The organism is Streptomyces sp. NPDC059142, assembly GCF_042755665.1.
Lineage (GTDB): Bacteria > Actinomycetota > Actinomycetes > Streptomycetales > Streptomycetaceae > Streptomyces.
In genome coordinates, this window is record NZ_JBHZDA010000028.1 from 42,982 (window position 1) to 61,682 (window position 18,701).

Sequence of the window (18,701 nt, forward strand, 5' to 3'; positions counted from 1 at the left end):
GTCTTCCGTCGCGGCGGTGCGCGGGGCGGCCGTCCCCCGGAGCGGTCGCCTCCCGGTGCGGGTTCGGACGGCGCTCAGCCGGTGAGGACGCGCAGCGGGGCGCCCGCGCGGAACGCCGCGATGTCCTCGGCCGCCTGACCGTAGAACACCTCGTACGTGGCCTCGGTGACATAGCCGAGATGCGGCGTCAGGACCGTGCCGGGAAGGGTGCGCAGGGCGTCGTCCGCGGGCAGCGGCTCCAGGTCGTACACATCGAGGCCGGCCCCCGCGATCCGCCCGGCGCGCACCGCCTCGACCAGGGCGGCGGTGTCGACCAGGGGGCCGCGTGAGGTGTTGACGAGCAGGGCCGTCTCCTTCATCCAGGACAGTTCCCGGGCGCCGATCAGCCCCGTACTGCGCTCGCTGAGCTTGTAGTGGACGGTGACGACATCGGCCCGCGAGAACAGGGTCCGCTTGTCGACCGGCTCCACGCCCGCCGCCACGGCCCGTTCCGCGTCCAGATTGCTGCTCCACGCGAGGACCCGCATCCCGAACGCGGCGCCGATCGCGGCGACCCGGGTGCCGAGCCGCCCCAGACCGACGACACCGAGCGTACGGCCGTGCAGATCGCGGCCGATCGTCCGCTGCCAGCCGCCCTCGCGCATCCCGGCCGACTCGGCGGGGATGTTCCGGGCCAGCGAGAGGATCAGACCCCAGGTCAGCTCGGCCGTGGCGTGCGGCACGGCCTCCGTGCCGCAGACCGTCACCCCGTGGCGCCGCGCCGCCGCCAGATCCAGCGACGCGTTGGCCATGCCCGTGGTCACCAGCAGCCGCAGCGCGGGCAGCCGGTCGAACAACTCGGCGGGGAACGGGGTGCGTTCGCGCATGGCGACCACCACGTCGAAACCGGCCAGCGCGGCGCCGACCGCCTCCACACCGGACAGCGGCTCGTGGAAGAAGACCACCTCGCCGCCGAGCGCGTCCCAGTCGGCGAAGCGACGGGCGGCCCGCTGGTAGTCGTCGAGGACGGCGATACGCATGGATGGCTCCTTCACACGGGATCACGGGATCACAGCCGTACGGCGTGTACGGGTGTACGCGTGGGCGTACGGGGCGGCACGGGCCGGTCCCGGCGCACCTGCCCCGGACCGCTCCGGTCGGAAGTCAACACGACGGGCCGGGGCCGCGCCCCGCCGGCCGGGCGTCACGGCGGGGCCTGGCGCCCTCGTCCGCACCGCCCGAGGAGGAGAATGGCGGTATGAGGGCCGATCGCCTGGTGGCGACGCTGCTGCTCCTCCAGGCGCGGGGACGGGTGACCGCGACCGAGGTGGCGGCGGAGCTGGCCGTGTCCGAACGTACGGCGCGCCGTGATCTGGAGGCCCTGGCGACGGCGGGTATCCCCGTCTATCCGCAGCGCGGGCGGGGCGGCGGCTGGGCGCTGGTGGGCGGGGCGCGGACGGATCCGGTCGGGCTGACCGTTGGCGAGATCCGTGAGCTGTTCCTGGTCCCGGGCGTCCCGGGCGTCGCTGATGTCCCGGGCGTCCCGGGTGTCCCGGACGAGGGCGCCACACCGCACCTCAGGGCCCTGGAACGCGCCGTGGTCGACGGGTCACAGGTCCGCCTCGGTTACGAGCGGCCCGGGGGAGCGGCCGACGAGCGGATCGTCCATCCGCTGGGCCTCGCGACCAAGGCAGGCGTCCGCTACCTCGTCGCGAGCACCGGAGCGGCCGGCGGTCCGGGCGCCCTGCGGATCTTCCGGCTCAGCCGTGTCACCTCCGTCGAGCCGACCGGGGACCCCGCCGTCCGCCCGGAGGGGTTCGACCTCGCGGTCGCCTGGCGCTCCCTCGCCTCCACCGCGGAGGAACGGACCCGCGCGGCGACCGTACGGGGCCGGGCCGAGCGCGGCGCCGAGGCCGCCCTGCGGGCCCTGTTCCCCGGGCGGCTGCGGCTCGGGCGCCCGCTGGCCCACGGCTGGATGACCTTCGAGGCCGACGGCCCCTCGCCGCAGGCACTGGCCGCGCAACTGGCCGGACTGGGGGCCAGGATCGAGATCCTCGCGCCCCGGGAGGCCAGGGACCACCTCGCGCGCCTCGCGGCCGAACTCGCCGCGCTCTACGGGCCGCCGGCCGCCCCGCGCGCCGGTTGACGGCCGGTCGCGCCAGGTAACGAGTCGATTTCCCGGGTTAATTTCCGCGCACAAGGGGTTGGCGCGGCGATGACGCCTGGCTATCGTTCACGCACTTCACCCAATCGTTCAGCGGAACGAATCAATGCGAAGGGTGTCCGGTACATGTCCGACACTGACCGACGAACGGACCCCGGCGCGGCCGGCCGGGCCGGAAAGCCCGGCGCGGCCGGACCGCCCCGGCGCTCGCTGCTCACCGCCGCGGCGGCCGGCGGCGCGGCGCTCGGCGCCTCCTGGCTGCTCACCGGCTGCTCCGGCGGCGCCGGATCCGGGGCGACGGGCGCCCTCCCCGAGGCCGCGCCCGCCGGCAAACCCGCTCGCGGCGGCACCCTGCGCATCGCCAGGCCGCCCGCCTCCGAGGCCGAGACACTGGATCCGGCGAGCGCGCTCTCCGCGTACGAATACCTCGGCGCCCTCTACAACCGGCTCGTCCGGGTCGGCCCCGACGGGCTGCTCGCCCCCGACCTCGCCGAGTCCTGGGAACCGGACGACCAGGCCCGTACCTGGACCTTCCGGCTCCGCCGCGGTCTCACCTTCCACGACGGCCGCGCCTTCACCTCCGCCGACGCCGCCTACACGCTGCGCCACATCCTCGACGCCGCGACCGCCTCACCGCAGGCCGCCGTCCTCGAACCGCTCGTCGACCCGAAGACCCTGCGCACCCCCGACGCGCACACCCTCGTCGTTCCGCTGAAGACCCCGAACGCCGAGTTCCCCAGCCTGCTGACGCACTACAACTGCTACGTCATCCCCGACGGCAGCGCCCGCTCCATCGGCCGTACCGGCATCGGCACCGGGCCCTTCAAACTGACGTCGTTCACCGCCGCCGGACCCGGACGCGTCACCGCGTACGCCGGGCACTGGGCCGGCCGGCCCGTCCTCGACGCCATCGACTTCTATTCCGTCGCCGACATGCAGGCCCGCTCGAACGCGCTCCTCGCCGGCCAGGTCGACCTGCTCTCCCAGACCAATCTGGACTTCGCCACCGCCCGGGTCGTCGCCGCCTCCGACCGTGCCACCATCGCCCGCGTCAAGGACGCCCAGTGGTACGTCCTGCCGATGCTCACCACCGAGAAGCCCTTCACCGACGTCCGCGTACGCCAGGCGATGAAGCTCGCCTACGACCCCGAGCACGTCCTCAAGGTCGCGCTCCAGGGCGCCGGCACCCTCGGCTGGGACAACCCCGTACCGCCCAGCGACCCCAACCACCTCGCCGACCACCCCGTCCACGACCCGGAGCAGGCCCGGCACCTGCTCAAGAAGGCGGGCCACGAGCGGCTGGCGGTCGACCTCTACACCTCGTCCTACGACCCGATCTTCACGCCCATGGCCCTCGCCTACCAGGAGTCGGCCCGGCGCGCCGGCATCCGGATCCGGGTCAGGACCGCGTCGGCGGACTCGTACTACACCCAGATCTGGATGAAGAAGCCGCTCATGGCCACCTACTGGTTCACCGGCCGCCCCGTCGACCAGCTCCTCAACCAGGTCTTCCGCGGCGGCTCCGGCTACAACGAGACCGCCTGGTCCGACCCCGCCTTCGACGCCCTGCTCGACCGGGCGAGGCGCGAGACCGACGACACGCGCCGGCGCGAGCTGTACGGCCAGGCGCAGACCTTCGTCATCGAGAAGGGCGGCGCGATGACCCCGATGTTCGCGGACCGGCTGGTCGGCATCTCCCGCTCCGTGCGCGGCTACGCCGAGCACGGCTTCGAGTTCGACTACCTCGGCATCGGCCTGAAGGGAGCCTGAGACCACCGTGTTCACCTTCGTGGCCCGCCGCGTCGTCACCGCGCTCGGCACCCTCGTGCTCTCCTCCGTCCTCGTCTTCCTCGCCGTCCAGGCGCTGCCCGGCGATGTCGCCACCCAGGTCCTCGGCAAGGACGCCACGCCCTCCGCGGTCGCCGCGCTGCGCGACAGGCTCCATCTCGACCAGCCCGCCTGGGAGCGCTACGTCCAGTGGGTCAAGGGCGCCGTCCAGGGCGACTTCGGCAGCTCGCTCGTCTCCGGCAAGGCGGTGGGCGGCGAGGTCGCGCAGTACCTCGGCAACTCCCTGCTGATCGCCGCCGTCACCGTCCTCTTCGCCGTCACCGGCTCCCTCGTCCTCGGAGTCGTCGCCGGGTACTACCGCGACCGCTGGCCCGACCACCTCATCTCCACGGTCAGTCTGGTCGGCATGAGCGTCCCCGAGTTCGTCGTGGCGACCGTGCTCGTCCTCGCCTTCTCCGTCGCCCTCCCGCTCTTCCCCGCGGTCGTGCTCTACGGACCCGGCGCCACCGCCGGACAACTGCTGCCCGCGGTCTGGCTGCCCGCCGCCTCGCTCGCCGTGGTCATGGCCGCGTACATCGTGCGCATGGCCCGCACCTCCGTGATCGACGTGATGGCGAGCGAGTACGTCACCACCGCCCGCCTCAAGGGGCTCTCCTCCTGGCACGTGGTCACCCGGCACGCCCTGCCCAGCGCCCTGCTGCCCACGCTCCATGTGATCGCCCTCAACGTGGCCTGGCTGATCGGCGGCGTCGCCGTCGTCGAGAACGTCTTCAACTACCCGGGCATCGGCAAGCTGATGCTCTCCTCCGTGCAGAACCGCGACCTGCCCGTCCTCCAGGCCATCGCCCTCATCAGCGCGGTCGTGTACGTCCTGTGCAACCTCGCCGCCGACCTCGGCGCGATGGCCCTGAACCCCAAACTCCGTATCCGCGGCGGGAGGACCCGATGAGTGAGGACCCGATGAGTTCCGTGCGTTCCCCGAAGACCGCGAGCCCCACGGACTCCGCGCCGTCGCCCGCGGACACACGGCCCGTACGTCCGGGCCCCGCGGCCCGCACCTGGCGGACCGTACGCTCCTCCCGCGCCGCCTCCGTCGGCCTCGCCGTCGTCGCCGTCCATGTGGCCGTCGCCGCGCTCGCCCCGCTCCTCACCCCGTACGCGCCCACCGTGGGCGACTCCGCGCGCGCCCTGCTCGGACCGGGCGCCGACCACTGGGCGGGCACCGACCAGTACGGGCGCGACGTCCTCACCCGCGTGCTCCACGGCGGGCGGTACGCGCTCGGCGTCTCCGCCGCCGCGACCCTGCTGACCATCGCCCTCGGCACCGTCCTCGGCTGCGCCACCGCCCTGCGCGGCGGCCGGCTGGACGACGCGCTGATGCGGGTGCTGGACGCGGTGCTCTCCGTCCCCTCGATCCTCGCCCTGCTCGTCATCGTGACCGCGCTGGGCTCCGGACCGGGCGTCATCGTGCTGGCCATCGCCGTCGTCTACGTACCCCAGGTGGTACGGGTCGTGCGCGGCGCGGCCCTCGCCGTCGTCCCCGCGGACTACGTCACCGCCGCGCGCGCCCGGGGCGAGTCGACCTGGTCGATCCTGCGGCGCGAGGTGCTGCCCAACATCACCGACGTGGTGTGCGTGGAGTTCGCGATGCGCGCCTCGTGGGTCGTCCTGCTGATCAGCTCCCTGTCCTTCCTCGGCTTCGGCGCCAACCCGCCCACCCCCGACTGGGGGCTGATGGTCGCGGAGAACCGGACCGCCATCACCGTCGTACCGATGGCCAGCCTCGCCCCGATCATCGCCCTGGCCACCCTCGTGGTCGGGCTCAACCTCGCCGCCGACGGCCTCTCCAAGGCGTGGGGCGTCGACCGGATCAGGGAGGGTTCCTGATGACCACCCGCACGAGCGGCGCCGCCGCCGGTACGGCCGCCCGGGACACCGCGCTGGTCTCGGTGACCGGCCTCCATGTCGCCTACCGCTCGGGCGGCGTGGACATCCCCGTCGTCCAGGACGTCTCCCTCGACGTACGGCCCGGCAGGACCCTCGCCCTGGTCGGCGAGTCCGGCAGCGGCAAGTCCACCGTCGCCGCCACGCTCCTGGGCCATCTGCGGCACGGCTCCCGGATCACCGCGGGCACCGTGAGCGTCGTGGGACAGGACGTCTTCGCGCTGCCGGCCCGTGAGCTGCGGCGGCTGCGCGGCGGTACGGTCGCGATGGTCGCCCAGAACGCGGGGCACGCGCTCACGCCCTCCCTGCGCGTCGGCCGGCAGATCGCCGAGGCGCTCCGCGACGAGGACACCGCGCGCCACTCGGTGACGGACCTCCTCGAACAGGTCCGGCTGCCCCGCCCCGCCGAGCTGGCCCGGCGCTATCCGCACGAACTCTCCGGCGGCCAGCAGCAGCGCGTCGCCATCGCCATGGCCATCGCGGCCCGCCCCCGGGTCCTGGTCCTGGACGAACCGACCACCGGCCTGGACGTCGTCACCCAGCGCGGTGTCCTCGACCTGATCGGCGCGCTGCGCGACGAACTCGGCCTCGCCGCCGTCCTGGTCAGCCACGACCTCGGGGTGGTCGCGCACATGGCCGACCATGTCACCGTGGTGCGCGCGGGCCGGGTGGTGGAGAGCGCGTCCACGCGCCGGCTCTTCGGGGCGCCCGCCGAGCCGTACACCCGCCGGCTGCTCGCCGCCGTGCCGCGCCTCGCCGACGACGGACTCGTGCTGGTCGCCGAGGACGGCACACGCGAGATCCGGCCCCGGGCCGTGCTGCCCGCCGACGCCCCCGAGGCCGTCGCCGTCCAGGACGTCACCGTCGACTACGGGGCCTCCCGCGCCGTCGACGGGGTGTCGTTCCGGGTGCGGCGCGGGGAGATCCTGGCGCTCGTCGGGGAGTCCGGCAGCGGCAAGTCCACCCTCGCGTGGTCGCTGGCCGGGCTGCGCGCCCCGTCCGGCGGCACGATGACGGCGGCGGCCGAGGGGCAGGACGGCGGGGACCTCACCGCACCGTCCCGCAAGCGCCCCCGCGACCTGCGCCGCAAGGTCCAGCTCGTCTTCCAGAACGCCGACACCTCCCTCAACCCCCGCCGCTCGGTGGGCGACGCGGTACGCCGCCCGTTGCGCGTCTTCGGTACGGCGGTCTCCCGCGCGGACGCGGCGGTACGGGCCCGCCGCCTCATCGCCGACGTCCACCTCCCGCCGGAGTTCGCCGACCGGCTGCCCGCGCAGCTCTCCGGCGGCCAGCGCCAGCGCATCGGCATCGCACGGGCGCTGGCGGGCGAGCCCGACGTGCTCATCGCGGACGAGATCACCACCGCGCTCGACGTCTCCGTCCAGGCCGAGGTCCTGCGGCTGCTGGACGACCTGCGCCGGGAGCGCCGGCTGGCCTGTCTCTTCATCAGCCACGACCTGGCGGTGGTCCGCGGCATCGCCGACCGGGTCCTGGTGCTGCGGCACGGCGTCGTGGTCGAAGAGGGCCCCACGGAAGCGGTGTTCCTCGCCCCGGCCCACCCGTACACACGCCGGCTCATGGCCGCCGCGCTGGAACCCGACCCGGAGGCGGAGCGGGTCCCGGTCCCCGAGGAGGAGTGGCAGGACGCGGCGTCCGGGGACGACATGTGGACGGAGATCACCAGCCGCCACCGCGTCCGCCGCTGGCGCCCGGCGGCCGTCTGACCCGCCGGGCCCCGCCGTGACCCCGACCCGCAGGCGCCCGCCCGGGCGCGAAGGAGGCCCCACCATGCGATACCGCGAGACGTTCGACCGGCCGGTCCACACCGAGGACGTCTGGATCCCCACCCGGGACGGCACCCGGCTGCACGCCAGGATCTGGCGGCCCGCCGCCGCGGCGGCCGATCCGGTCCCCGCCCTGCTGGAGTATCTGCCGTACCGCAAGAGCGACTGGACCGCGCCCCGGGACGCCCAGCGCCACCCCTGGTACGCGGGGCACGGCTACGCGTCCGTACGGGTCGACCTGCGCGGCAGCGGGGACTCCGAGGGCGTCATGCTCGACGAGTACACCGCGACGGAGCTGGCCGACGGCGTCGACGTTGTCGACTGGCTGGCCGCACAGGAGTGGTGCACCGGGAAGGTCGGCATGTTCGGCATCTCCTGGGGCGGCTTCAACGCGCTCCAGATCGCCGCCCTGCGTCCCGAACCGCTCAAGGCGATCGTCACCGTCTGCTCCACCGACGACCGGTACGACAACGACGTCCACTACATGGGCGGCGCCGTCCTCGGCATCGACATGCTCGCCTGGGCCGGCACGATGCTCGCGTTCACCGCCCGGCCCCCGGACCCCGCGCAGGTCGGCGCGGACCGCTGGCTGCCGCTGTGGCGCGAACGGCTCGACGCGATCACCCCGTACCTGCACACCTGGCTCGACCACCAGCAGCGGGACGACTACTGGCGCCACGGCAGCGTCTGCGAGGACTACTCCGCCGTCGACGCCGCCGTGCTCGCGGTCGGCGGCTGGGCCGACCCGTACCGGGACACCGTGCTGCGGCTGGTCGAACACCTCGATCCCGGGCGGGTACGGGGGCTGATCGGGCCCTGGTCGCACCAGTACCCGGACCGGGGGCTGCCGCCGGGACCGGCCATCGGCTTCCTCCAGGAGACGCTGCGCTGGTGGGACCAGCACCTCAAGGACGCCGACACCGGGATCATGGCCGAGCCCGCCCTGCGCGCCTGGATCAACGACCCGGTCCCGCCCGCCACCTCGTACACGACGATGCCGGGCCGCTGGGTGGGCGCCGACTCCTGGCCGACGCCCGCCGTCACCTGGGACGAACGGCCGCTCGGCGAGCCCGGGGCGGCCCCCGTGACCGTACGGTCGCCGCACCACACCGGGCTCGACGCGGGCCGCTTCTTCCCGTTCGGCAACCCCACCGACCTGCCGCCCGACCAGCGCGAGGAGGACGGCCGCTCCGTCTGCTTCGACTCGCCGCCGCTGACCGCGCGGACCGAGATCCTCGGCCGGCCCCGGGTCCGGCTCCGGCTCGACTCCACGACCCCGCGCGCCCATGTGATCGCCCGTGTCTGCGACGTCGCGCCCGACGGCTCGTCCACCCTCGTCACCCGGGGCGTGCTCAATCTGCTCTCCCGGCACGGCAGGGAGCGGGCGGACGCCTGGGTGCCCGGCACCTTCGAGGACGTCGAGTTCGAACTGAACGCCACCGGCTACGCCTTCCCGCCGGGCCACCGCGTCCGCGTCGCCGTCTCCGACACGTACTGGCCCTGGGTCTGGCCGCACGGCGAACGCGGCTCGCTGACGGTGCTCCCCGGCGGGAGCGCCGTCCTGCTCCCCGTGCGGGATCCTGCGTACGACGCGGGGCGCGCCCCGATCCGCTTCGAGGAGCCGGAGCAGGCCGTGCCGCTCGCGGTGACCGTGGACGCCCCGGACCCGGCCGCCCCGCCGCGCCCGGAGCGGGTCGTACGGCACGATGTCGCCACCGGTGAGTGGAGCCTGGAGGTCGACCCGAACTACGGCGGTTCCCGTACCTACCCGGACGGGCTGCGGTACGAGGAGAGCGCCCGCGAGGTCTACCGTATCCGTGCCGGTGATCCGCTCTCGGCCGTGGCCGTCTCACGGTGGACGATCCGGCTGCGGCGCCCGGACGGCTGGGACGCGTCCGTCACGACCAGCACGGAACTACGGGCCACGGCGACGGAGTTCATCATGGAGAGCACCCTCGTAGCACGGGCGAACGGAGAGACAGTGGCCGACCGGTCATGGCACAGGACCACCCCCAGGACATCCGGATGACGGGCCGGACGCCACGGCGGGCCGTCGACGCCGCCAGCCGGACCCGCCAGCCGACCGAGGTGCGCCGCCGCCTCATCGCGGAGGCGGCGGTGCCGCTCATCGCGGAGCGCGGCTCGGCGGCCGTCGGGGTACGGGACGTCGCGGCGGCGGCCGGGGTGTCCGTCGGCACGGTGACGTACCACTTCCAGAGCGTGCAGGAAGTGCTCTCCGAGGCGATGGTGCTGCACATCGAGCGGTACTACGCCACGCTCAGCGCCTCCGCCGACCGGGCCACCCGGGCTGCGGAGGGGCTGCGGCTGCTGATCGACGCGCTCTTCACCGACCACACCGACCGGCACTGGCGGATGTGGTTCGACTACTGGAACGCGGGCGACCGGGACCAGGCGTTCGCCCGCGGCCAGGCCGCGCGGTACGAGAGCTGGCACGGCGAGATCCGCGCCCTGGTCGAACGCGGCCGGGACGAGGGCGACTTCACCTGCGAGGACCCGGCCGACTTCGCCGTGCGCTTCGCCGCGCTGGCGGACGGGCTCGCGCTCCAGCGGCTGCGTCAGTCCCCGCCGCTCACCACGCCGGACGCGCGCCGCCATCTCTACCGGCTGGTCGAGGTGGAGCTGGAACGGGGGGCCTGACGGCGCGCCGTCCCCCCCCGAGGGGTTCAGCGCGCGGGTTCGGCGGCGGCCCCGGCCACCGGCTCGGACCTGCGCGCCCGGTACGCCATCCACGCGGCGACCAGCGCGCCGGACACGTTGTGCCACACCGAGAACACGGCGGCGGGCCGCGCGGCCAGCGGGCTGAAGTGCGCGGTCGCCAGCGAGGCGGCGAGCCCGGAGTTCTGCATGCCGACCTCGAAGGCCATGGCCCGGCTCGCGGGCGCGCCGAGCCCGGCCAGCTTGCCCGCGCCGTACCCGAGCGCCAGCCCGAGCCCGTTGTGCAGCACGACGGCGACGAAGACGAGCAGCGCCGCCGACTTGATGGCGGCGGAGCTGCCCGCCACCACGACCGCGACGATCACGGCGATCGTCAGCGCCGACAGCCAGGGCAGCGCCCCCAGCACCCGGTCGACGTACCGCCCGGCGAGCAGCCGGACCGCCAGCCCGGCGAGGACCGGCAGCAGCACGGTCTTCAGGATGTCGGTGACCATCGAGCCCGCGTCGACCGGCAGGAACTCGCCCGCCAGCAGCAGCGTCAGCGGCGGGGTCACCAGCGGCGCGAGCACCGTCGAGACGGTGGCGACCGACACCGACAGCGCCACGTCGCCCCGCGCGAGATACGTCACCACGTTCGACGCGGTCCCGCTCGGCGCACAGCCGACCAGGATCACCCCCGCCGCCAACTGGGGCGGCAGATCGAGGGCGTTGGCGATCAGCCAGCCGAGTCCCGGCATGATCACATAGTGCGCGACCAGGCCCAGCCCGACCGCCCAGGGCCGTTTGGCCACCCCTTCGAAGTCCTTCGGTGTCATGGTCAGACCCATGGCGAACATGACGACGCCCAGCAGGTACGGCACCGAGACCGACCAGCCCGCGAAGGTGCCCGGGGTCAGCAGCCCCAGGGCGCCCGCGGCGAGCACGAGGACGGGGAAGACGGTGACGGCGCGCCGTGCCGCCCGGTCGCGGGTGTCGCCCGCCTCGGGGGCGGCGGTGACCGGCGCGCCGGACGAGGCGGGGGCGGCGGCGTCGGGGCCGTCAGGGGTGGCTTCGGTGGGGGAGTCAGGTTCGGATCGCACGGCGCGATGCAACGCCTCGGCGCCGCCCCGCGCAACACCGTCTCATCATATGGTCATCAATGACCATAGAGCGGGACGGTCGGGCTGGTGGTCAGGTGTACTGGTTGGCCGGCTCCCAGGGCTGTGCCAGCGGGGCGGCCGTCTGGTGCCAGTGGCTGACGATGCCGTTCCAGTCCGTCTGGGTGGCGTTGGAGCTGTCCCACGCGGGGGTGTGGGCGGGGATCTGCTGCCAGGTGATGTCGTCGTTGTTCCGCGGGAAGGGCACCGCGTGGCCCGAGGGCCCGCCGGAGGCGTGGCCGCCCAGCTCCGTCGGGGGGATCGCGTCGAGGCGCCGGTGCCGGCCGGCCCGGTCCTCGTGGGGCGAGGGGTGGTTGAGCCGGCCCTCGGCGGAGAGCCGCTGGGCCCGCGCGACGAGATGGGCCAGTTCGAGACCGAACTCCGAGGCCAGCGCGGTCAGGTCGAGCCCGGTGTGCCAGCCGCCCACCAGGACGGCGTCCAGCGCGGCCGACCAGGCGGAGTCCGCCACCGGCACGGCCGTGGCCGTGGCCGCTGAGTGCGGGGTCTGCGTGGGCGGCGGCGGGACGGTCTGCTCGGCGGCCGGGAACTCCGTCTGCGCCCCCGGGCCGAACCCGGCGGCCCCCGGATCGGCGGGCGCGGCGCCCTCCGTCTGGTGGTCGTCGTCGGGTGCCACGGTGAGGAGGTGCTTGGCGACCGTACGGGCGTCGTCCTTGCCGACGGTGCGCCGGGCGAGCCGTACCTCGCGCTCGTTGAGTCCGAGGAGGTTGGCGACGGCGCAGTCGCTGCCGACGGTCACGGCGAAGGCGGCGAGCATCCGGGTCCGGCCCGCCTGCGCCTCGTCGAGAATGCCCTGGGCCTCCCGGACCTGGTCGTCACTGCCGCAGAATGCCGCCGCGAGCACGGAGTGACGCTCCCACAACTCTCTGGGTTCCATGACGTGATCAACGGCCATTGAGATCTTATGGGTCGATTTGCCGCTATAGATCACTACATCGAGTGCTATTTCCTTCAACCACTTATCCCGGGCCGGTCCGGAGCCGAAAGGCGGCCCCGGACCGGGTGTGCGCGGCCTCGCTCAGCCGAAGGCTCCGCTGTACGCGTTCAGGGCGGGCTGGCCGCCGAGATGGGCGTAGAGCACCGTCGAGTCCTTGCCTATCCCGCCGGTACGGACCAGATCCATCAGCCCCGCCATGGACTTGCCCTCGTACACCGGATCGATGATCACCCCCTCCAGGGCCCCGGTGAGCCGGATGGCCTCCAGCGTCGACTCGACGGGGACGCCGTAGAGGTCGCCCGCCCACCCTTCGAGCACGGTGATCTCGTCGTCGCGCAGCTCGCGCCCGAGCCCGATCAGCTCCGCCGTATGGCGGGCGATCCGCTCCACCTGGTCCCTGGTCTCCTCGATCCTGGCGGACGCGTCGATCCCGATGACCCGCCGGGGCCGGTCCTGCCCGGCGAACCCGGCGATCATCCCGGCGTGCGTGGAGCCCGTGACGCTGCACACGACGATCGTGTCGAAGAAGACACCGTGCTCGGCCTCCTGGCGCTCCACCTCGTACGCCCAGTTGGCGAACCCGAGACCGCCGAGCCGGTGTTCCGAGGCGCCGGCCGGGATCGCGTACGGTGTGCCGCCCTCGGCGCGCACCTCGTCCATCGCCTGCTGCCACGAGTCCTTGATGCCGATCCCGAATCCCGCCGAGTCCAGGCGGACATCGGCGCCCATGATGCGGGAGAGCAGGATGTTGCCCACCTTGTCGTTGACCGGGTCGGGCCAGTCCACCCACTTCTCCTGGACGAGCCGGGCCTTCAGCCCCAGATGGGCGGCGACGGCGGCCACCTGGCGGGTGTGGTTCGACTGGTATCCGCCGATCGAGACCAGGGTGTCCGCGCCCTGCTCCAGGATGTCGGGGACGATGTACTCCAGCTTGCGGGTCTTGTTGCCGCCGTACGCGAGCCCGGAGTTGCAGTCCTCGCGCTTCGCCCAGACGGCCGCGCCGCCCAGATGGCGGCTCAGCCGCTCCAGCTTGTGGATCGGGCTCGGGCCGAAGAGCAGCGGATAGCGTGCGAAGTCCTCGATCGCCACGGGGTGTTCCTCTCGCTCGGAGTGGGTGGTGCGGGACGTGCGGGGGTGCGGGCGCCGTGGTGGCGGGGGAGGGGGCTCGCTCAGCGGGCGAGGACCAGACCGTGGCCGCCGGAGACGGCCGGGTCGGGGTCGGCGTCGGGATCCGCGTCGGCGAGGGTCATCCAGGTCGTGTGCGCGACGGACGCCGCGGTGGCCGCGTCCCCCGTCGCGCAGGCGTCGATCATCCGGTCGTGCAGGGCGACGGAGCCGAGTCCGGCCGAGGAGGAGAAGCGCACCCGCTCGATCCGGCGCAGCAGCGGTGCGTACTGGTCGAGCACGTCCGTGACGACGGTGTTGGCCGCGGCCGTCACACAGATACGGTGCAGGGCGTCGTCGGCCGCCAGCGCGCCCGTCACGTCGCCCCGCTCCAGCGCCGCCGCGAACGCCTCGTTCTCCGCCCGCATCGCCTCGATGTCCGCCGGGGCGAGAACCGGGACGGCGAGCCGTACGGCCAGCTCGTGCAGGGCCGCCACCACCGGCTGCGCGTCGCGGACGGCCCCGGCGTCGAGCGCGCTCACCCGGGTCGACCGGCCGGGCCTGCTCACCACCAGACCGCTGCGCTCCAGCCGCATCAGGGCCTCCCTGATCGGCGTACGGCTCACTCCGATCCACCGCTCCAGCTCGCTCTCCCTGAGCTGCTCGTCGGGGCGGAGCGTGCCGTCGACGATGGCGTCCCGCAGGGCGGTGAAGGCGCGGTCCCGCAGCAGGACCCGGGAGGTGAGCGAGGTATCGGGAATCGGCATGCAATATATTGCATGCGCCGACCGGGGGTGCTGTCAAGGGCGGACCCGTGGGCGGACCGGGTTCGGGGGAGGCGGGGACCCCGGCTTCAGGAAGGACGCGGGTCCGCGTCCGGCCGCCCGTCCTCGGCCGGGGCGGGCGGCCAGGTCCCGGGAGCGAGAACGCCCGTCACATAGGCGTGCGCGACCAGCGCGGCCCGGTTGCCGACGCCCCAGCGCCGGGAGAGCCGGCCCAGGTGGTAGTTGACGCCGTCGACGGTCAGCCCGACCGTCCTGGCGATCTGCGCCGTCGTACTGCCGCCCGCCACGAGCGCGAGGATCCGTGCCTCGGCCGTACTGGTCCCGCCGGCGCGGGCGTCCGCCGCGCCGGTGGCCGGGGGCACGGCGGGACGCTCCCCGCGCACCCGCAGCGCCAGCAGCAGGACGGGCTCCGACTTCGGGCCGCCGAGCAGGTCGATCGTCAGCTCGCCGTACCGCTCGGCGCCCCCGGCGGCGGACCACGACACCTCGACGGGGTAGCGCGACCTGCGGCCGTGGCGTACCGCGTCGGCGACGGCGTGGAGCTGGCCCGTCCCCGGTGTACGGAAGAGGGCCAGCGCGCTGCGCCCCCGCAGCCGGCCGGGCAGCACGCCCCACTCCGCCGCCATCGCCGGATTGGCCAGCAGGACGCCCCCGTCCGGGGAGCAGAGCGCGATCGGCGCCGGAAGGCGGTCGAAGAGCAGGAAGGCCCGGTTGCGCCAGGCGACCGCGTCGCCGTCCCATTCCATAGGGGTCTGTCCCTGCGTCAACGCGCCGGCCCCTCTCACACTCCGATGGCCGGGGCAACCCCGGACCGCGACCCGACACTACAGGAACATGTAGGAGCGGAGCCGTCCAACGCGGCGGCTCCGGGCCAGGGTTGAAGGAGCCGCCGAAGGCTCCCCGGCACCGGCCGGCAGCCCGCCCCACGTCAGCGGAAGGTGAACCCGCACATGACCGAGACCGTGCTCCCGACGAGGACCGCAGCGACCGGCACCACCGAGTCCGCCGGGGACCCCGGTCCCGGTCCCGTCCCCGACCCCGTGCCCGTCTCCGACGTCTCGGAGAGTTTCTCGGGCAGCCTCCCCGTCCATGTGCAGATGGAGCTGATGCGCCGTCACGGCCCGCTCGTCGTGCAGCGCAGGTACGGGCGGGACCTCGTCATGGCGGCCGGCCTCGACGTCGTCACGGAGCTGGCCGACGAGCGGCGGTTCGCCAAGTACGTGGGGCCCGCGCTGGAGAACGTCAGGGAGTTCGCCGCCGACGGACTGTTCACGGCGTACAACGACGAGCCCAACTGGGCCAAGGCGCACGACATCCTGATGCCCGCCTTCTCCCTCGGCTCCATGCGCACCTACCACCCGGTGATGCTGGAGGTCGCCCACCGGGTGACCGCCGCCTGGGACCGGCACGCCGCCGAGGGGACCCCGGCCGACGTCGCCGACGACATGACGCGGATGACCCTCGACACCATCGGGCTGAGCGGGTTCGGCTTCGACTTCGGCTCGTTCGAACGGGACGGTACGCACCCCTTCGTGGACGCGATGGTGCGCTGCCTCGACTGGTCCATGACCCGGCTGCTGCGCGCCCCCGACACCGACCACAGCGAGGCGGACGCCGCGTTCCGCGCCGACGCGGCCCATCTCGCCTCGGTCGTCGACGAGGTCATCGCCGCGCGCACCGCCGCCGCGGACGGCCCCGGCGGACAGCAGGGCGCCGAGGAGGCCCAGGACCTGCTGGGGCTGATGCTCACCGCGCCCCACCCCTCCGACGGCACCACCCTCTCCCTGGAGAACATCCGCAACCAGATCATCACCTTCCTGATCGCCGGTCACGAGACCACCTCGGGCGCGCTCTCCTTCGCCCTGTACTACCTGCTCAAGGACCCGACCGTGCTCCGTCTCGTCCAGCGCGAGGTGGACGAGCTGTGGGGGGACGCCCCCGACCCCGAACCCACCTACGAGGACGTCGGGCGGCTCCGCTACACCCGCCAGGTCCTCAACGAGGCGCTGCGGCTGTGGCCCACGGCCCCCGGCTTCCAGCGCCAGGCGCGCGAGGCCACCGTGCTCGCGGGACGGCTGCCGCTGCGCGCGGGGGAGGGCGTCCTCGTCGTCGTGCCGATGCTGCACCGCGACCCCTCGGTGTGGGGCGACAACCCGGAGCTGTTCGACCCCGCCCGCTTCTCCCCGGAGGCCGAGGCGGCCCGCTCCCCGCACGCGTACAAGCCCTTCGGCATCGGCGAACGGGCCTGTATCGGACGGCAGTTCGCCCTGCACGAGGCGACGATGCTGCTCGGGATGCTGGTGCACCGCTACCGGCTGATCGACCAGGACGACTACCAGCTCACCCTGAAGCAGACCCTCACCATCAAGCCCGACGGCTTCACCCTCACCCCCCGGCGGCGCACCCCCGCCGACCGGACGGCGGCCCGCGCGGCGCTGCCCGCCGGCCCCGTGAACGCGCCCGGCGCGCCCGCCGCCGCCGACGGCGGCCACGACCCGGCGCGGCGGGCCGGGCTCCCCGTACGGGTCCGGCAGGGCACCGGCGCGCTCCTGCTGCACGGCACCAACTACGGGACCTGCCGCGACTTCGCCGGGCTGCTCGCCTCCGTCACCGGCGACCTCGGCTGCGCCACCGAGGTCGCGCCGCTCGACGCGCACACCGCGGCCCTCCCCACCGACCGGCCCGTCGTCATCGTCGCCGCCTCCTACAACGGGCAGCCCACCGACGACGCCGCGGCCTTCCTCCGCTGGCTGGAGCAGGCGGAACCCGGCGCCGCCGACGGGGTCACCTACGCCGTCCTCGGTGTCGGCGACCGCAACTGGGCCGCCACCTACCAGCGCGTCCCCACGCTCATCGACGACCGGCTCGCCGCGCTGGGCGCCACCCGGCTCCTGGCCCGCGCCGAGGCCGACGCCTCCGGCGATCTGACCGGGTCCGTCGACGCCTTCGCGGACGCGCTGCGCACCGTACTCCTGGAGCGTCACGGCGACCCCGACACCGCCGGGGACCCCGTACGGGACACCGGCGACGACACCCCCGCCTACACCGTCACCGAGGTCACCGGCGGTCCGCTCGCCCCACTGACCGCCCGCCACGGACTTCTCCCGATGACGGTCACGGAGGCGGCGCCGCTCACGGACCCCGCCCACCCCCGGGTCAAGCGGTTCGTCCGGCTCGCCCTGCCCGAGGGGGTCACCTACCGCACCGCGGACCACCTCACCGTGCTCCCCGCCAACGCCCCCGCCCTGGTCGACCGCGCCGCCGCGCTGCTTCACGCGGACCCCGGGACCGTCCTGAACATCGTCGCCAACCGTCCCGTACGGGGCGGGATCGCCGTCGACCGGCCGGTGACCGTACGGGAACTCCTCACCCGCCATGTCGAACTCCAGGACCGCCCCACCGCCGCCCATCTGGCCACCCTGGCCGCGCTCAACCCGTGCCCTCCCGAGAGCGCGGCGCTGCGCGCGCTCGCCGACGACGAGGACGCGCGGGCCGCCGACCACCGCACCCTGCTCGATCTGATCGAGGACCACCTGGCCCTGCGCACGGCCCTCACCTGGCCCGTGCTGCTGGAGCTGCTGCCGCCGCTGCGGCCCCGCCAGTACTCGATCTCCTCCTCGCCCTCGGCCGCCCCGCACCACGCCGACCTGATGGTCTCGCTCCTGGACGCGCCGGCCCGTTCCGGGCGCGGCGAACACACCGGTGTCGGCTCCGGGTACCTCACCTCGCTGCGGCCGGGGGACACCGTGCTCGCCCGGGTCCAGCCCTGCCGGGAGGCGTTCCGTCTCGCGCACGACGCGACGACCCCGGTCATCATGATCGCCGCCGGTACCGGTCTCGCGCCCTTCCGCGCCGCCGTCGCCGAGCGGCGTGCTCTGGTGGAGGGCGGCGCCCGACTGGCCCCCGCGCTCTGCTACTTCGGCTGTGACAGCGCGGACGCGGACTATCTGCACGCCGACGAGCTGCGCGCGGCCGAGCGGGCCGGAGCGGTCAGCATGCGTCCCGCCTTCAGCCACACCCCGGTCGGCGGCCGGCGCTTCGTGCAGCACCGGCTCGCCGACGAGGCGGACGAGGTGTGGGCCCTGCTGGGCGAGGGCGCCCGTGTCCGGGTCTGCGGCGACGGCGCCCGGATGGCGCCCGGTGTCCGGGACACCCTGCGGGAGCTGTACGTACGCCACACCCCCGGCGCGGACGAGGAGGCGTCCCAGCGGTGGCTCCAGGAACTCACCGCCCAGGGCCGCTACGCCGAGGACGTCCACACCGGCTGACTCTCCCCGGACGGGCGCCCCCCCCCCGGCCGCCCGGGGGGGGGGGGGGGCGTGCCCCACACAGGCCCCCCCGCCCTCGCCCAGGGCCCCCCACACCCCCCCACACTCAGCGCGGGTG

14 protein-coding genes are annotated in these 18,701 nt (G+C 74.2%); 8 read left to right on the forward strand and 6 right to left on the reverse strand.

The window, feature by feature from the left end; all coding sequences use genetic code 11:
* Positions 1-74: 74 nt before the first annotated feature.
* Positions 75-1,019, reverse strand: coding sequence for a D-2-hydroxyacid dehydrogenase family protein (locus ACFXPK_RS13550; protein ID WP_385074865.1), 945 nt, complete (start codon positions 1,017-1,019; stop codon positions 75-77).
* A 218-nt stretch (positions 1,020-1,237) separates the two neighbouring features.
* Between ACFXPK_RS13550 and ACFXPK_RS13555 the strand changes: the two genes are divergently transcribed.
* The 7 genes from ACFXPK_RS13555 to ACFXPK_RS13585 all read left to right on the forward strand — a co-directional run bounded on the left by ACFXPK_RS13555 (position 1,238) and on the right by ACFXPK_RS13585 (position 10,317).
* Entirely contained in the window at positions 1,238-2,125 is an 888-nt protein-coding gene (locus ACFXPK_RS13555) for a helix-turn-helix transcriptional regulator (protein ID WP_385074868.1), read from the forward strand.
* A 144-nt stretch (positions 2,126-2,269) separates the two neighbouring features.
* Positions 2,270-3,913: an ABC transporter substrate-binding protein gene (locus ACFXPK_RS13560; RefSeq protein ID WP_385074871.1), complete on the forward strand. Its 1,644-nt coding sequence runs from the start codon at positions 2,270-2,272 to the stop codon at positions 3,911-3,913.
* Positions 3,914-3,920: 7 nt separating this feature from the next.
* The gene (locus tag ACFXPK_RS13565) at positions 3,921-4,880 is read left to right on the forward strand and encodes an ABC transporter permease (protein WP_385002952.1); all 960 of its coding nucleotides are present in this window, start codon (positions 3,921-3,923) and stop codon (positions 4,878-4,880) included.
* 11 nt (positions 4,881-4,891) lie between these two features.
* A complete protein-coding gene (locus ACFXPK_RS13570) occupies positions 4,892-5,818 on the forward strand; it encodes an ABC transporter permease (RefSeq protein ID WP_385074875.1) in 927 nt (308 codons plus the stop codon).
* Entirely contained in the window at positions 5,818-7,599 is a 1,782-nt protein-coding gene (locus ACFXPK_RS13575) for a dipeptide ABC transporter ATP-binding protein (protein WP_385074878.1), read from the forward strand. The genes ACFXPK_RS13570 and ACFXPK_RS13575 overlap by 1 nt, the downstream gene beginning before the upstream one ends.
* A 64-nt stretch (positions 7,600-7,663) precedes the next feature.
* Positions 7,664-9,688 carry a CocE/NonD family hydrolase gene (locus ACFXPK_RS13580; protein ID WP_385074881.1) on the forward strand — a complete coding sequence of 675 codons (2,025 nt, stop codon included), beginning with the start codon at positions 7,664-7,666 and terminating at the stop codon, positions 9,686-9,688.
* A complete protein-coding gene (locus ACFXPK_RS13585) occupies positions 9,655-10,317 on the forward strand; it encodes a TetR/AcrR family transcriptional regulator (RefSeq protein WP_385002963.1) in 663 nt (220 codons plus the stop codon). The genes ACFXPK_RS13580 and ACFXPK_RS13585 overlap by 34 nt, the downstream gene beginning before the upstream one ends.
* Before the next feature lie 26 nt (positions 10,318-10,343).
* Here the strand turns inward: ACFXPK_RS13585 and ACFXPK_RS13590 are convergent, their stop codons facing one another.
* The 5 genes from ACFXPK_RS13590 to ACFXPK_RS13610 all read right to left on the reverse strand — a co-directional run bounded on the left by ACFXPK_RS13590 (position 10,344) and on the right by ACFXPK_RS13610 (position 15,061).
* Positions 10,344-11,414 carry a bile acid:sodium symporter family protein gene (locus tag ACFXPK_RS13590; RefSeq protein ID WP_385074884.1) on the reverse strand — a complete coding sequence of 357 codons (1,071 nt, stop codon included), beginning with the start codon at positions 11,412-11,414 and terminating at the stop codon, positions 10,344-10,346.
* A 91-nt stretch (positions 11,415-11,505) separates the two neighbouring features.
* Positions 11,506-12,366 (reverse strand): hypothetical protein, encoded by an 861-nt coding sequence (locus tag ACFXPK_RS13595; protein ID WP_385074886.1) that lies wholly within the window; start codon positions 12,364-12,366, stop codon positions 11,506-11,508.
* A gap of 141 nt (positions 12,367-12,507) precedes the next feature.
* Entirely contained in the window at positions 12,508-13,515 is a 1,008-nt protein-coding gene (locus ACFXPK_RS13600) for a 1-aminocyclopropane-1-carboxylate deaminase (protein WP_385002971.1), read from the reverse strand.
* A gap of 80 nt (positions 13,516-13,595) precedes the next feature.
* Positions 13,596-14,297 (reverse strand): GntR family transcriptional regulator, encoded by a 702-nt coding sequence (locus tag ACFXPK_RS13605; protein ID WP_385074889.1) that lies wholly within the window; start codon positions 14,295-14,297, stop codon positions 13,596-13,598.
* Between the two features lie 86 nt (positions 14,298-14,383).
* On the reverse strand, positions 14,384-15,061 hold the full coding sequence (locus ACFXPK_RS13610) for a PAS domain-containing protein (protein ID WP_385074892.1): 678 nt from the start codon (positions 15,059-15,061) through the stop codon (positions 14,384-14,386).
* A gap of 204 nt (positions 15,062-15,265) precedes the next feature.
* Between ACFXPK_RS13610 and ACFXPK_RS13615 the strand changes: the two genes are divergently transcribed.
* Complete coding sequence (locus ACFXPK_RS13615) at positions 15,266-18,583, forward strand: cytochrome P450 (protein WP_385074895.1); 3,318 nt, start codon at positions 15,266-15,268, stop codon at positions 18,581-18,583.
* Positions 18,584-18,701: the final 118 nt, after the last annotated feature.

Excerpts from the sequence above, each read along its gene's own strand:
- ACFXPK_RS13550 (WP_385074865.1), bottom strand. The coding sequence starts at position 1,019 with ATGCGTATCGCCGTCCTCGACGACTACCAGCGGGCCGCCCGTCGCTTC.
- ACFXPK_RS13555 (WP_385074868.1), top strand. The coding sequence starts at position 1,238 with ATGAGGGCCGATCGCCTGGTGGCGACGCTGCTGCTCCTCCAGGCGCGG.
- ACFXPK_RS13560 (WP_385074871.1), top strand. The coding sequence starts at position 2,270 with ATGTCCGACACTGACCGACGAACGGACCCCGGCGCGGCCGGCCGGGCC.
- ACFXPK_RS13570 (WP_385074875.1), top strand. The coding sequence starts at position 4,892 with ATGAGTTCCGTGCGTTCCCCGAAGACCGCGAGCCCCACGGACTCCGCG.
- ACFXPK_RS13575 (WP_385074878.1), top strand. The coding sequence starts at position 5,818 with ATGACCACCCGCACGAGCGGCGCCGCCGCCGGTACGGCCGCCCGGGAC.
- ACFXPK_RS13580 (WP_385074881.1), top strand. The coding sequence starts at position 7,664 with ATGCGATACCGCGAGACGTTCGACCGGCCGGTCCACACCGAGGACGTC.
- ACFXPK_RS13585 (WP_385002963.1), top strand. The coding sequence starts at position 9,655 with ATGGCACAGGACCACCCCCAGGACATCCGGATGACGGGCCGGACGCCA.
- ACFXPK_RS13595 (WP_385074886.1), bottom strand. The coding sequence starts at position 12,366 with ATGGAACCCAGAGAGTTGTGGGAGCGTCACTCCGTGCTCGCGGCGGCA.
- ACFXPK_RS13605 (WP_385074889.1), bottom strand. The coding sequence starts at position 14,297 with ATGCCGATTCCCGATACCTCGCTCACCTCCCGGGTCCTGCTGCGGGAC.
- ACFXPK_RS13610 (WP_385074892.1), bottom strand. The coding sequence starts at position 15,061 with ATGGAATGGGACGGCGACGCGGTCGCCTGGCGCAACCGGGCCTTCCTG.
- ACFXPK_RS13615 (WP_385074895.1), top strand. The coding sequence starts at position 15,266 with ATGACCGAGACCGTGCTCCCGACGAGGACCGCAGCGACCGGCACCACC.